The 13,268-nt window shown below is 49.7% G+C and carries 13 protein-coding genes; 12 read left to right on the top strand and 1 reads right to left on the bottom strand.

Going from position 1 to position 13,268, the window contains the following annotated elements:
- Positions 1-20: 20 nt before the first annotated feature.
- The 6 genes from FGI41_RS06240 to FGI41_RS06215 all read left to right on the top strand — a co-directional run bounded on the left by FGI41_RS06240 (position 21) and on the right by FGI41_RS06215 (position 7,304).
- Positions 21-1,262, top strand: a complete 1,242-nt coding sequence (locus FGI41_RS06240; RefSeq protein WP_255298351.1) for an efflux RND transporter periplasmic adaptor subunit — start codon at positions 21-23, stop codon at positions 1,260-1,262.
- A gap of 4 nt (positions 1,263-1,266) precedes the next feature.
- The gene (locus FGI41_RS06235; RefSeq protein ID WP_139489109.1) at positions 1,267-4,359 is read left to right on the top strand and encodes an efflux RND transporter permease subunit; all 3,093 of its coding nucleotides are present in this window, start codon (positions 1,267-1,269) and stop codon (positions 4,357-4,359) included.
- A gap of 422 nt (positions 4,360-4,781) precedes the next feature.
- On the top strand, positions 4,782-5,213 hold the full coding sequence (locus FGI41_RS06230; RefSeq protein ID WP_139489108.1) for a hypothetical protein: 432 nt from the start codon (positions 4,782-4,784) through the stop codon (positions 5,211-5,213).
- 28 nt (positions 5,214-5,241) lie between these two features.
- Entirely contained in the window at positions 5,242-5,610 is a 369-nt protein-coding gene (locus FGI41_RS06225; RefSeq protein ID WP_139489107.1) for a hypothetical protein, read from the top strand.
- Positions 5,582-6,844, top strand: a complete 1,263-nt coding sequence (locus tag FGI41_RS06220; RefSeq protein WP_139489106.1) for a glutathionylspermidine synthase family protein — start codon at positions 5,582-5,584, stop codon at positions 6,842-6,844. Before FGI41_RS06225 ends, FGI41_RS06220 begins: the two co-directional genes overlap by 29 nt.
- A 61-nt stretch (positions 6,845-6,905) precedes the next feature.
- Entirely contained in the window at positions 6,906-7,304 is a 399-nt protein-coding gene (locus FGI41_RS06215) for a DUF350 domain-containing protein (RefSeq protein ID WP_139489105.1), read from the top strand.
- Between the two features lie 84 nt (positions 7,305-7,388).
- Here the strand turns inward: FGI41_RS06215 and FGI41_RS06210 are convergent, their stop codons facing one another.
- Entirely contained in the window at positions 7,389-7,880 is a 492-nt protein-coding gene (locus FGI41_RS06210; protein WP_255298350.1) for a hypothetical protein, read from the bottom strand.
- 142 nt (positions 7,881-8,022) lie between these two features.
- On the opposite strand from FGI41_RS06210, the gene FGI41_RS06205 reads away from it, so the two are divergent.
- The 6 genes from FGI41_RS06205 (at position 8,023) to FGI41_RS24785 (ending at position 12,972) form a co-directional block, all read left to right on the top strand.
- The gene (locus tag FGI41_RS06205; protein ID WP_139489104.1) at positions 8,023-9,024 is read left to right on the top strand and encodes a zinc-binding dehydrogenase; all 1,002 of its coding nucleotides are present in this window, start codon (positions 8,023-8,025) and stop codon (positions 9,022-9,024) included.
- 97 nt (positions 9,025-9,121) lie between these two features.
- Positions 9,122-9,613 (top strand): YajQ family cyclic di-GMP-binding protein, encoded by a 492-nt coding sequence (locus FGI41_RS06200; protein WP_139489103.1) that lies wholly within the window; start codon positions 9,122-9,124, stop codon positions 9,611-9,613.
- Between the two features lie 213 nt (positions 9,614-9,826).
- Positions 9,827-10,114 (top strand): hypothetical protein, encoded by a 288-nt coding sequence (locus FGI41_RS06195; protein WP_139489102.1) that lies wholly within the window; start codon positions 9,827-9,829, stop codon positions 10,112-10,114.
- Positions 10,115-10,389: 275 nt separating this feature from the next.
- A complete protein-coding gene (locus FGI41_RS06190; protein WP_139489101.1) occupies positions 10,390-11,289 on the top strand; it encodes a helix-turn-helix domain-containing protein in 900 nt (299 codons plus the stop codon).
- Positions 11,290-11,509: 220 nt separating this feature from the next.
- Entirely contained in the window at positions 11,510-12,823 is a 1,314-nt protein-coding gene (locus tag FGI41_RS06185; RefSeq protein WP_139489100.1) for a helix-turn-helix domain-containing protein, read from the top strand.
- Complete coding sequence (locus FGI41_RS24785) at positions 12,820-12,972, top strand: hypothetical protein (RefSeq protein WP_176560152.1); 153 nt, start codon at positions 12,820-12,822, stop codon at positions 12,970-12,972. Before FGI41_RS06185 ends, FGI41_RS24785 begins: the two co-directional genes overlap by 4 nt.
- Positions 12,973-13,268: the final 296 nt, after the last annotated feature.

Raw genomic sequence — 13,268 nt, 5'->3', positions numbered from 1 at the left:
TAGAGATGGAGGAACAAGTTTTGAAAAAGCCACTTGCCTTACTTTTGTCTGCTGTTCTCGTGACGACCGTTACCGGTTGTGGCAGTGAAACAGCCGCTGACCCAAGTCAGACAACCGAGAAGCAGGAGCAGCAAAAGGAAAAGATCGTGAACGTCTATACGGTGCAGAAGAACAGCAAGCCGATCCTGTTCACATCTACCGGAATTATCGAAGCCAAGCAAGACTTGGAGCTTGCATTCGGCACAGCGGGTAAAATCGTCTCACTTAACGCGGAAAAGGGGAAACGCGTAAAAAAAGGTCAATTGCTGGCTTCGCTTGATACCAGCTACTATGAGAAGGCCGTAGAAGCGGCGTCGGGTCAAGTCACGCAGTCTACGATCCAACGCCGGGAAACTCTCAAAGGTGCATCCACCGAAGCGATCGCGCAACAGCGCCTTGCTCTCTCAGGTGCCCAGCAGGATCTTAATAAGGCCAAAAAGGATTACGCCCAAGGCCAAATCCTGCTCCAAGGCGGGGCCATTGCCCAAAACGACCTCGACCAGCTCAAGCAGGCGGTCGACGCAGCAGAACGCCGCGTGAAGAACGAACAAATCGGCCTCGACACCTTGCTCAAGGGGGCAGAGCCAGAGGACATCGCCCGCATCGATGCTACCTACAAACAGGCGACCAGCGAAGTGGCGCGTGCTCAGCAGACCCTGCGCGAGACCAAAATCACCGCTCCTTTTGACGGTACGATTGTGGAAGTCATCCCACATGTGGGTGAAATGACAAGCCCGGGCCAAAGTGTGATCCACCTCGTCGATCTGTCCAGCGTGAAGGTGGCGCTCGATGTCACCAATGAAACCATCACCCAATTTAAAGAAGGGGAAAAAGTGACCCTTGCAGGTGACACGGGCACCAAGACAACAGGCACGATCCAGTTCGTCTCCCCGGTCATTGACAACAAAACAGGCAAATACCGTGTCGAAATCATTGCACCCAACCCACAGGGCGAATGGCGCGGCGGCATGATCGCCAACGTCCAGATTCCACGCAAGCTGCGCGGTCTGGTCGTACCGATTGAGGCCGTAGGGATTCAAGAATCCACCCGCTACGTGCTCGCCGTCGAGAACGGCGTCGTCAAGAAGCGTCAGGTGGAAGTTGGGCAGGTGTTTGACGAACGGATTGAAATCCTCTCCGGCATCAAAGAAGGCGACAAGCTGATCGCGGCCGGCCTGACCTATTACGTCGATGGAGAAAAGGTCGTCGCGAAAGGAGAATAAACCGATGGAAGCGATACTCAATTTTTTCATGAGGCGTAAACTGATCGTTTATCTCTTGACGTTTATGCTGATTTTCGCAGGGATCGGAGCGTTCCTCAGCTTCAAGGTCTACCTCGTGCCAAAAACCAATCTTCCATACCTGGGCATCACCGTCTCCGGCGGAACATTGCCACCAGAAGAGATGGAAGAGAAGATTACCGATAAGATTGAAAAAGAGATCAAGGGTCTCCCTGAAATCAAAGAATTCACCTCAACCTCCAGCACCGGATACGTCGATATCCAAATCCAGGCCAACGACGGGCAGGGGATTGAAGCCAAACAAAAGATCGAAAGCGTCGTAAACCGCCTGCGTAACGATTTTCCGGAACAGATCACTTACGTAGATGTCATCCAATACGATTTTGGTGACGAAGAACTGATCGCGTACGCTCTGACCGGTGTGGATCCGCATGCCAATCTGGCCTTAGCCAACACCAAGCTCAAAGACCGCCTCGAAGCGATAGAAGGCGTCAAAAAAGTGGAGGTTGACGAGGGCAGCCTGTCCAACCAGGTCACGATTATTTTTCAGCCGGAGCGTCTCGCCGCTTATAGCATCAGTCCACAAGACGTGGTAGACCAGCTGCGCGACACCAACTGGAAGCAGGCGCTTGGCACACTTTCCAATGACGGCTACAATACCGTTGTCGAGGTAGACAACACCTTGCACAACATCACTGAGCTGAACCAAGTACCGATCGAGACACCGCAAGGCACCATCTCGCTCTCCCAATTGGCTGTCGTCGAGGACAACCGAGGCACAGACAATGAAAAATCGGTCGCGTTGTACCAAGGCAAACCGTTTATTTTCCTTCAAGTCAAACGAAATGCCGACGCCGAGATCATCCCGACCCAGCGTCTCGTCGAACAAGAAGTGGCAGCGATCAATGCAGAAGCCAATGGCATGTATCAGCTCGATACCGTCTATGAGACAGCGTCCTTCGTCCAGCATGCGGTCAGCAACCTGAGCCGTGATGTCAGCATCGGTGGTGCTCTGGCCGTTATCATTCTGCTGGTCTTCCTGCGCAACTGGCGCGTCACGCTCGTCATCGCGACGACCCTGCCGCTCTCTGTTTTGATGACCTTTATCGCATTGAAAACGTTCGGCTACGAGATTGACATGATTACACTGATCTCACTCAGTCTCTCGGTCGGTCTGATCGTAGACGCAGCGATCGTTGTATTAGAAAGTATCTATCAGTTCAGGGAAAGAGGCGAGGAGCTGACCAGCGCGATCATCAAAGGGACGCGTGAGGTATTCGCCCCGGTTATCGTCTCACAGATCACCATGGTGGTCGTCTTCCTGCCGATGGTGCTCGCTGACTTCGATGAAGCGATGGCACCGATTTTTGAGACGATTGCATTTACGGTTACAGCGGCGATCACCTCATCGACCATCGCAGCGTTCTTCTTCGTGCCGATCTTCTCTGACCGTTTCCTGCGCAAGGATAAATCGGTTCATCTGGAGGAGGGGCACGGACCGAAGCAGGGTCTGCTCATCCGCCTGTTCAACGGCCTGCTCCACTGGTGCTTACGCTTCCGTTGGCTGACCATCTTGGGTGCTGTTCTCATCCTCGCCAGCACGGCCGTCTTGGCACCGATGGTAAACGGCGGTTTTGCAATGGACCCGAATGAGAATTCCATCCGCGCCCGCATCGAACTGCCAAAAGGAACAAAGATCGAAGAAAGCAAACAGGTCATCGCCCAGGCAGAAGCCAAGCTGGCCGAGTATAAAGAAATCAAGCAGACCTTTATCATGGGTGGCAAGGAAGAGCTCAGCCTCTTCATCACGCTCGTGCCGAAAACCGAGCGCGAACGCGGCAAAAAAGAGGTGCAAGAGCTGATTCAAGATACCCTCGCCACTATCCCAGGTACGGAAAAGGCATCTGCCGCCGGTCAATCCGCAAGCGATGCTCCGGTTGCCGTCGCAATCAAAGGGAAGGATCTGGCTGTTGCCAACCAACTGACCAAAGATGTCGAGCAGCTGTTGTTGACCATCCCTGGCGTGACCAATCCGACCAACGACTTTTCGGAAGGGACGGAAAAAGTCTCCCTCCGCCCAAAAACAGACACACTCGAACGTCTCGGTATCGACCAACGTTCCCTCGTCGACCAATTGGGCAGCTTCATCGGCGAGGAAAAAGTCACCGAGATCTCCACAGACGGTGTCGATGTTGAGGTATATGCCCAATATCCGGAAGATTGGATGAAGCATCCAGAGCAGCTCCGCACTGTCATGATCAAGTCGGCAGACGGAACCCAAGTGCCGCTCTACGATCTCGTGGATATCACCTATACCCGTACACCTTTAAGCTTAGCTCATGAGAATGGAGACCGGATCATCACCGTCTCTGCTGACTTGAAAGGAACAGATACCACGACCGTCGCCGCTGCTCTTCAGAAAAAGCTGAAAGAGATGAACGTGCCTACCGGCTTTAGCGTCGAGATCGCAGGTAACCTCAAGCAGCAAGGCCAAAACATGACGAGTGGCTTGCTGGTCATCTTCGGCTCGATGATTCTGATCTACTTCATCATGGTCGGCCAATTCGGTAAGCTGTCGCATCCGTTCATCATCATGCTGACATTGCCGATGGCAGGCTTCGGGGTGATCGCAGGCTTCGTCATCACCGGTCGCGAATACTCCGCGATGTCCATCATCGGGATCGTCATGCTGATCGGGATCGTCGTCTCCAACGCGATTCTGTTGATCGACCGTATCAACACGCTGCGCTCTCGTGGCATGGAGCTGCGTGAAGCGATCATCCGAGGGACACAAGACCGCGTCCGTCCAGTGTTGATGACCAAAATGACCGCGATCCTCGGGATGCTCCCGATGGCGCTCGCGTATGCGGAAGGCTCCGATTTTGAAGCTCCGCTGGCGACTGCGGTTATCTCCGGTCTGATCTTCCACACGCTGGTTACCCTCGTGCTCGTACCGGTGCTCTACTCGCTGTTTGAAGGCTTTTTCGCCCGATTCCGCGCCTTCAGAGGCCGTCTGAGAGGTAAAAAGAAGAAGCAACTGGATGAGAGCAGCACGGAGATCTCCATCGGTAAAGTCTAGTGCTTGTGTAACTTCATTCTTTGATCATGAACCAGCCCCCGGCTTTTCGCAGTCGGGGGTTTTTCTATAGCTTTTCTATAGATTTTTCTATGAATGTCAAAAAAATTGACAAATTTTCACAATATCGTATATTCTGGTATCATATTGATTGGCTACGCAGATTGAATTTTAATCAATATCTACGGAACCGTGAGATGACTGGATTCGGTAGTGGCAGCATCAGCGGTTTTCATCTGTATGGCAAGGGTTCCCGGACAGGTCATGAAGGGGAAGGGAGTTCAGGGTCAGGATACGGAGGTTAATCTGGATAAAATTTTGAAACCCTCCCCGTCCCGTCACGTATAATTCCTATGCAAGCATAAATGTCACGAAGGTTTCACAAAAGATCGGTTTACAAGCAAAGCGAAAGGAGCTGCACGAGGATGCACCTGTTGTACAAATGGATCAACCGAAGCAATGTCGACCAGTCATCAGCGGTCCGGGAAGCAGACGTATCCCGCGATGAGCTGCATGTCCGCAAGCTGGTGGATGCGACGATCATGAGTAACGTGTTATATGAACATACGTCCAACGCATATGAAGATGCAGAAGTGATATATGTGGAGCCAACCGATGAGAAAAAACATCTGCTGCCTAAGGAAGGACAACAGGTATATGGTCTGACCGCCGAATACTACGATATCTCTCAAGGCTATTCGAGGTTGGTACAGACCCGCACCTTTGAAGATGCGGCTTCGCTTGCGACACGCCTGCTCGATCACTATACGGTCTTGGCAGGACGTGACTACCAGCTGGTCTACACCATATTAGATGAGGACCGGGGGGCAGTACTGATTTTTGTCCAACCAGAGTAAACATGAAGGGAAAAGGGGGAGCACAACGATGAAACAAACCTGGAATGAGTGGGTGGAGCGCTCTTTTGCGAAGGCTGCCGATTCCACAGAAGCACCTGTCAAGCTGGCAAACATCCCATTTCACAGAAAGGCCCTTGCGGTAGCGGGCATCATCTCGATCCCAGCCGTCCTCAGTGGATGCGCTGAGGAAGAACCGACCGCTTATGACGAATGCAAATACCAGGAGCAGCAGGATAACCAAGTCTATTACTGTGATGATGATGACGCCGATTTTTACAAGAAGAAAGGCTATAAAAACAAATACAGTCTGATCTCGAAATCATCACCTGCTTACAATAAAATCGTATCATCACGAGGAGGATTCGGAAGTGGTTCAGGAGGTTCTTACGGGGGTTAAGCTGGTCACGCTGGATGCACCGCACGATGAGGTGTATGCGCCCACAAGAGACTGGTGCAGCTGGGACCGTATGTATGGAAAAGAATATCTCGTCCCGGCTTTGACGGTCTTCTCCCGAGAACGTGTAAGACAGATTGCTCAGGTCACCGAGCAGCTGTACCGGCTGTATCAAAAGACGCTCCGCTTTGTGCAGGCCAATGTGCCAGATGAGTTTCTGGTGCATCAGCTGGGGATTTTGGAGCCGCTGTGTGCGATCATCCGCCAGACGGTGCCGGTGGATGGTATCACCCGGTTTGATTTTGCCCTGACAGAAGACGGGATCTATCTCTTGGAATACAATTCAGATACTCCGACAGGCGTGGTAGAGACGGCTTATGTGGCCGATTCGGTCATACGGCGCTACACTTCCTATGCAAATCCGTCGGCACAGATGAATCAGGAGATCAAGCGGGCGCTTGGGGAATGTGTGGCGTTTTATCAAAAGCACGAATTTGAGCAGAAGCTCATCTACAGTGGAACCCGCTATAGTGACGAGGATGCGGGGACGGTTACATATGCCCGCGAGCAGGCGGGACTCGACAGCCTGTACGTGCCGCTCGAAGAGATGAGTATCTCTGAGCATGGGCTGTCCGGTGGGGGCGAGCGTGCGGGTATCTGGTATCGCTTGTACCCGTGGGAGCATCTGCCGCATGACAAGGATGAATCGGGCTTTCCGATTGGTCTGTTGCTCATCCAGCAGATCGCCGAAGGCAAGGTGGCGACGATCTCCCCGCCACAGTCGATCATCACTCAGTCCAAGGGGCTTCAGGCACTGATCTATGATCTGGCTGAGCTGGGCCATCCGCTTTATACGGCAGAGGATCAGGAACTGATTCGAAAGCATTTTCTGGTAAGCCGCTTCGAGCCGGATGAGTTCGTGGAAAAAGGCGTACCGTACGTCTCCAAGCCGTTTTTTGGCCGGGAAGGCGGTGCCGTCACCCTGTATGATGCACAGGGACAGGTAGAGGAGCGGGATGGTGCCCCGAACTACTGGGATCAGCAGATGCTCTACCAGCAGCGTGTTGATCTGCCAAGTGTCCGTCTGCGTACCGAAGAGGGTGAGACAGAGGGCTATCTTTTGCTGGGCGCGTTCTGTATCGGAGGTCGCTTCGCCGGTCTCCTGCCTCGGATCGGTGGCAAAATCACGGGTAACCTATCCTATTTCACTCCCGCCGCGATGGAGGAGCTGGAGTAGGGGAGAACTGTTTATTCTTACGGTATTTTTACTTTACTACTATCTAGGGGGTCATTCTGACATGCTTGCTTTTCTTACGTATTCACTTCTGGGCTTCGCGATGCTTGTGCTTAGCATCATCCTGATTCCGGTGCTCACTCCGCACAACGAGTGGCAGCTGATCAAAGAGAAGAATCTCGCTGCGGTGATCGTCTTCGGCGGGCAGATTTATGCGATCTCCAACAATCTGTATGCCGCGATTGCCAACAGTGTCAGCATCACGGACTTTTTGATCTTCGGTGCGGCGGCTATTGTGCTGCAGATGATCTTGTTCTTTGTCGTGGAGGCGCTGACGGCGAAGGTCTTTTACAAACAGCGTTTCTCTCAATTGGTCGTTGCGGGGCATAAGGAACCGGCATTGCTGTTCGCCGTGTTTGCGATTGCGGTGTCGAATGTGGTGAGTCCGAGTCTGATTGGGTAGGGGAGCACGGGTTACCCTGCAGAGCCATAGAGAATGGGAAAAAGCACTTACAGCCTGTGAGAGGGCGGTAAGTGCTTTTTGGTTTTACTCAGCCAATGTCACCCCATGCGCATCAGCCAACTCCCTCAATTGATTCTGATAATCCCGCAGACCCTTGCGCCCTTCATCCAGCATTTCATTCGCCTTATGGATCATCTCCACATCCTGCTGCTCCAAGGCCGCCGTGATCTGCACCATCGCATTGTACTGCTTATTCGCCGCCGCAATATAGATCTCATGCGCGGCCCTTACTTCTGGTGTATCGGTCTGCACCGCTTCCAGCTTGGTGATGAAATCCCGGTATTTCGGCATCACCGTATCACGGATCACGGTAAGCGTCTCCGCATCATTTTTATAATTCACTCCTGTCACCGAGTCGTAGGCATCCATCGCCTCAGCCTCCAGCGGGGCCAATGGTTTGACACGGTCGTTGATATACGCAATCAGATCATCCTGAACGGGATCGAATAGACATCCAGCCGTAAAAAGGAGCGACAGGCACATCAACAGCGCCGTCCATATCGGTTTATTGCGCAAGATACGCACCTCCAGTCAGTCCTCTGAAAAGAATATGGTGGGTAATGATATAGAGTATTGAGTCGGGTGCATTGTGATGCGCAACAATCTGTTCGTTTTTGGTAAAATTATGGTATGGTAAAAGGGTGAGGAGGGAAGAAACATGAAAGCATTTGTCCACAACGGTCCAAAGGGTCTTACCGGGGCCACCTATACAGACATCACGGTCGATCAGCGTGAGCTGGCACCGCATGAAGTAAAAGTCAAGATCAAAGCAGCAGGTCTCAACCGCCGCGAGCTCTTGGTCGTCAACCGCCGCACTGAGAACGATCCGGCCGTCGTCATGGGCTCAGACGGGGCAGGTATCGTCGAAGCGACAGGCGCAGACGTCACCCATGTCAAGGCAGGCGATGAAGTGATCATCAACCCAAGCCTGCACTGGCACGACAAAACCCCGGCACCACCGGAGGAGTTCGATATCCTCGGCCATCCGACAAACGGTACCTTTGCCGAGTACATCATCCTGCCAGCCCAGAACGTAGAGCCGAAGCCTGCGTACCTAACGTGGGAAGAGGCCGCCGTACTCGGTGTCGCTGGAATCACTGGCTACCGTGCGCTGTTCACGCGCGGTCAGCTCCAAGCAGGTCAGACTGTCCTGATCCCTGGTATCGGCAGCGGTGTCGCGACATTCGTCCTGCAGATGGCAAAAGCAGCCGGAGCGCGCGTCATCGTCACTTCCAGAAGCCTCGCCAAGCGTGAGCGTGCCTTGGAGCTGGGCGCCGATCTCGCCATCGACACGGCCTGTAACTGGAGCGAAGCCCTCAACGGGGAAAAGGTGGATCTCGTCATCGAATCGATCGGCCCCGCGACGATCAACCAATCCCTGTCCGTCCTCAAAAAAGGCGGCACGCTTGTCACATTCGGAGCAACGACCGGAGATGATGTGACGTTCAACATCCGCACCTTTTTTTATGGACATCAAAATATCTTGGGCACCACGCTCGGCAGCGCCGTGGAGTTCCGCGAGCTGATCCAATTCCTCGCCGACCACAACATCCGCCCAGTGCTCGACCAAGTCTATCCGTTGTCCGAGACCATGACCGCGATCGACCGCCTCGTGCAGTCCGAACAGTTCGGCAAAATCGCCCTCCGTGTAGAAGAGTAAGCGAATCCCCACAGGCATTACGCCAACATTTTGGAATTGGCTGGTAGAGATGCTATACTGGAAGAATGTGAATTCTGTCAAGTGAGGAGATTAGCCCATGAGTAAGGAAAGTTCATTCGACATCGTATCCCGCGTCGATCTCACCGAAGTGACCAACGCGATCAACATTGCGAAAAAAGAGATCGAGAACCGTTTTGACTTCAAAGGCAGCAAAAGCGACATTTCGCTCGACGACAAAGAGCTGGTGATTATCTCGGACGACGATTTCAAGCTTAGCCAGGTCAAAGACGTATTGCTAGGCAAGCTGGTGAAGCGCGAAGTCCCGGTCAAAAACCTCGAATACGGCAAAATCGAACCAGCCGCAGGCGGCACCGTCCGCCAACGCGTCAAGCTGATCAGCGGGATCGACAAGGATAACGCGAAAAAGATCAACAACATCATCAAGGAGACCGGCCTGAAGGTGAAGAGCCAGATTCAGGACGACCAGATCCGCGTGGTCGGAAAGAGCCGTGATGAGCTGCAGGCGATTATTGCTGCGATTCGCAAGGCGGATTTGCCGATTGAGGTGCAGTTTATTAACTACCGCTAACGTGAGTAAATGCCTGAGTGTGGTTACATAAGAAAAGCCCAAAGCCTTGTGTTTGGTCAAGGTTTTGGGCTTTTTTTCGCTTGGGGCGAGTTGGGCAATGATCGCAACTTTTGATCCAGCCAAAAGTATACATACATACCATTAACACAAAGGGGGTCTTTCGATGAAAGAGATGAATTACGGTCATTAACTTCCCAAGATAGGAGGTTAATGATGGCAAGAAGTTATAAGCGATTTCCAGTTGTAAAGGATAAGGCTAATAAAGGTAAACGTTTTGCCAAGCGTCTGGCCAGCAAGGAAGTAAGACGTTACAAGCTTGATATTCCTCATGGCAGTATGTACCGTAAAATCTTTAATCCGTGGTGTATTAATGATCTGAGGTTCCACCGAACGCTTCGAGAAGTGTTACTGGATTGGGAACAAGGTGAAATACCATGGATGAGAGATAAAACCAAACAGCAAGTCATCAACGATTGGAAGAAAACATTCCTTCGCAAGTAAGATGTCGGTTAGGCAGTAGAAATAATAAATCATAATAAATAAGGCTCTTGATGTACCGGGAAGTTACATCAGAGCAGGGACAGGGAGATTCACTCCGAGTGGGGTGGATATCCCTGTTTTTTTATGGCTTATAGTCTACTTGATTTAATAGATACAGCACGTTTCATCTTGGAAAGTGTTTCTAGTTTTAGAAAAGCCCCCGGTTTCTGTGATACGAAATTTACAATTGGTGATGTTGTGAAAAAAAGGTACAAAGGTGAAAGAGGTGGTCGGACTTGAATGGTTCGTATGATCCCCAACGGACCCGAATCGAACTGCGTCATGAATTTGAATCCGATAGGAAGAAAAGGGGGTGGAAACGCAGGGATTTGGCAAAAGCTACCGGAATCGAGCCAGTCACGATCTCCAACATTCTCAATAACAAGCAGAGCATCACGCTTCCTCAACTAGATGCGATCACAGAAGCATTCAACCGGCCAGAGGGAACCTATTATGAAACATACATGGCCGAATGCTTCAGCAAAGAGGGCAAGCTGCTTCCAGCCAGATGTGCGGCACTCATTACGCGATGTTACCAGACAGGCAGACAGGAGATCATCGATCGGCTGCTCGAATTGATGTCAGAGGAAACAGACCCATACCGAACGAACAACATGCTTTTTGAAATCGCTGAGATGCTGTTTCACTCCGATCGAAAGCTAGAATCGTTGCCATTCTTTGATAAATTCCTGGCATGGTCGACGAAAAAGGGCGAAAAATCAGCAGTAGCCCATTATCGGCGTTATCTGATCCATAGAGACCGAGACCTTTACATGGATGGACTGGAAGCCCTTCACCAGCTCTTAGAATACCTTCCGTATCTGCCGGCGTACGATGTGTGTACCGATCCGGATGGTCACAAGAAGACGGTTCCGCTCAAGTGCGAGGGCTATAGGCAAGTTGTGCTGTATTATCATTTGGTAGAGCGGTGGGATAAGCTGCTTACTTATGCAGATGAGATGGCAATGGCCGCACGTCTTGATAATGAGAGGGGATATTTGGTAGAAGCCCTTCACTATAAAGCGGTTGCTTTAAGGGAAAAAGGGGAGCTGGAGAAAGCGCCGTCAGTAAAAAAAAGAAGCGTTCTCCGATCCGGCAAGATCAGAGGGACGCCGACAAAAATAGATATGACGTGAATAGTGTAACGTAGAGAAAAGAGCAGAAGCAATCATTTAATAAAAACCGTGATCTAGTAAGACCGGAATAGGTTCGCATGGATTAGGAGGGTCATCCAAAAGGAGCACTCATACAGGGGTGCTTCTTTTTCTTGTTAAATATTTATATTTGTTAAAATTTGTGATAAAATGTAACAAAGTATATCGTTTATCACAACATATGATGTAGTAGGTGGATTTTGTGGAAGTTAACAACACTAGGCAAACCCATACAACTTTAGGAGATATGATCAGAAATTATAGAGAAAATGCAGGTCTCACGTTATCCTATACGGCCTTACAAGCAGGTCTCAGCAAAGGTGTATTGTCCAAGATCGAAAATGGCGATACGAAGAGGCCTGAATGGAAGACCGTTAAGTCAATTGCTAACGCACTTAATATTCCGAATAGTATTATTGTTACTTATTACATCAAAGTGGATCATAAAATTGATACTCTTAAAGTACTGTTGGAAGAAGCTATCAACAGTAAAGAAGCCTCACTTTGCACCGAAATAGCGACCAAAATACTGGAATCACCCCATGAGGATACTTTTGAAGCTTTGGATTTGGTCTATGGGTTTACCGTTTCTGATATGGAACCGAAGCTGAAGGTATCCCTCTACGACGCGATCATTACATACACGAGAGGCCGTGGTGTTCAGCTTTATCTGGCTCAAAGTCTGTTCCACAAATATATGATCGAACGATATGACTTCACCAGACTTAGTGAAACCTTTAAAGCAGGGGAAGAAATCCTATATTACATCGATCAGCTTAACTGGCAAGAAAGGGTTGCTGCATACCATCGATTAGGCTTACACGCTTTTCATTTGAATTACTATCAAACGTGTATTGATCTTTGTCTGAAAGGCATACAAGAGGATCAGAGTAACACTGAACTGAAAGCCAGATCCTATCTGGCGGTGATAAACTCGTTTTTATTAATGAATCAGTACTCGGATATTGAAGCCTATCTGAATGAGTATGAAAAATTTGATTTCGATTTTGTGGATGAATCAGCCAAACTAACCCGGGGGATTGTCAATGCCAGAAAAGGGAATCATGAGCTGGCCATTCAGCAATTACAGACATGTTTGAATGAAATGAGTCCAAGAACTCGTATCCATGCCGTAAACGAACTGGTACCTATCTATTTTGAAATAGGAGATTTAGATTCGATTCGAGATTTGATTGAAAAAGAAGATATGTTCCTGTTGGAGCAGTCAGAAACTCCTTTTCAGCATCGAGAGATCGGTACATACAGTCGATTAAAAGGAAAGTACTATATTGGCTGTTCGTTGTTAGAGGCGGCTATCGATCATTATATTGATGCGATCCTTTTTTACGCTCATATCTGCGCTTATGAAGAAATCAATGAAATCATGCAACACATTTTAGATATTCATACCCATCACCATAAAGTGATTGATTTGCAACTACTTGAAAAGCTCAAGTATGCTTATCATATAGTAAATAAACATAATATTAAAATAAAAGGGAGTAGATTCGAGTGAAGAAATTAGTTCTGTCGTCATTGGCTATTGTAATGGTATTGTCAGCATTTGCATCAATTGTTTCAGCTGAAGATACGGATCATTACCAGGTTACATCGTATCAAGCAAAAGAAACCATGAAAGTTTATGTATATGATCCAGGATTTTAATCCCTGTTTTTTCACCGTCTCTGTCACTGCTCAACATACAGGGGCATCCAAAAAGGAAAGTGTCAATACCGGATCAGCCATCGCTTATCTAGACGATCCAGGCTGGTAATCTACGAATCGAGCGCCAAATCAGCGCTCTTTTTTCATGATCATCAATAACAGGAAAGCTTCTATCAAGTATCTTGTATCAAACGAGCCGGTTATTCTGTTAGTAAAAATGTTCCTTTTGAGATAAGATAAGCAATGTATACTAGTCATATTAGGATATTCGTTTTGATAGACCCGTCAACACTACT

The organism is Brevibacillus dissolubilis, assembly GCF_006170445.1.
Classification (GTDB): domain Bacteria; phylum Bacillota; class Bacilli; order Brevibacillales; family Brevibacillaceae; genus Brevibacillus_B; species Brevibacillus_B dissolubilis.
Note: the sequence above shows the minus strand (reverse complement) of the source record. Positions and strands in the feature narration are given on the sequence as shown.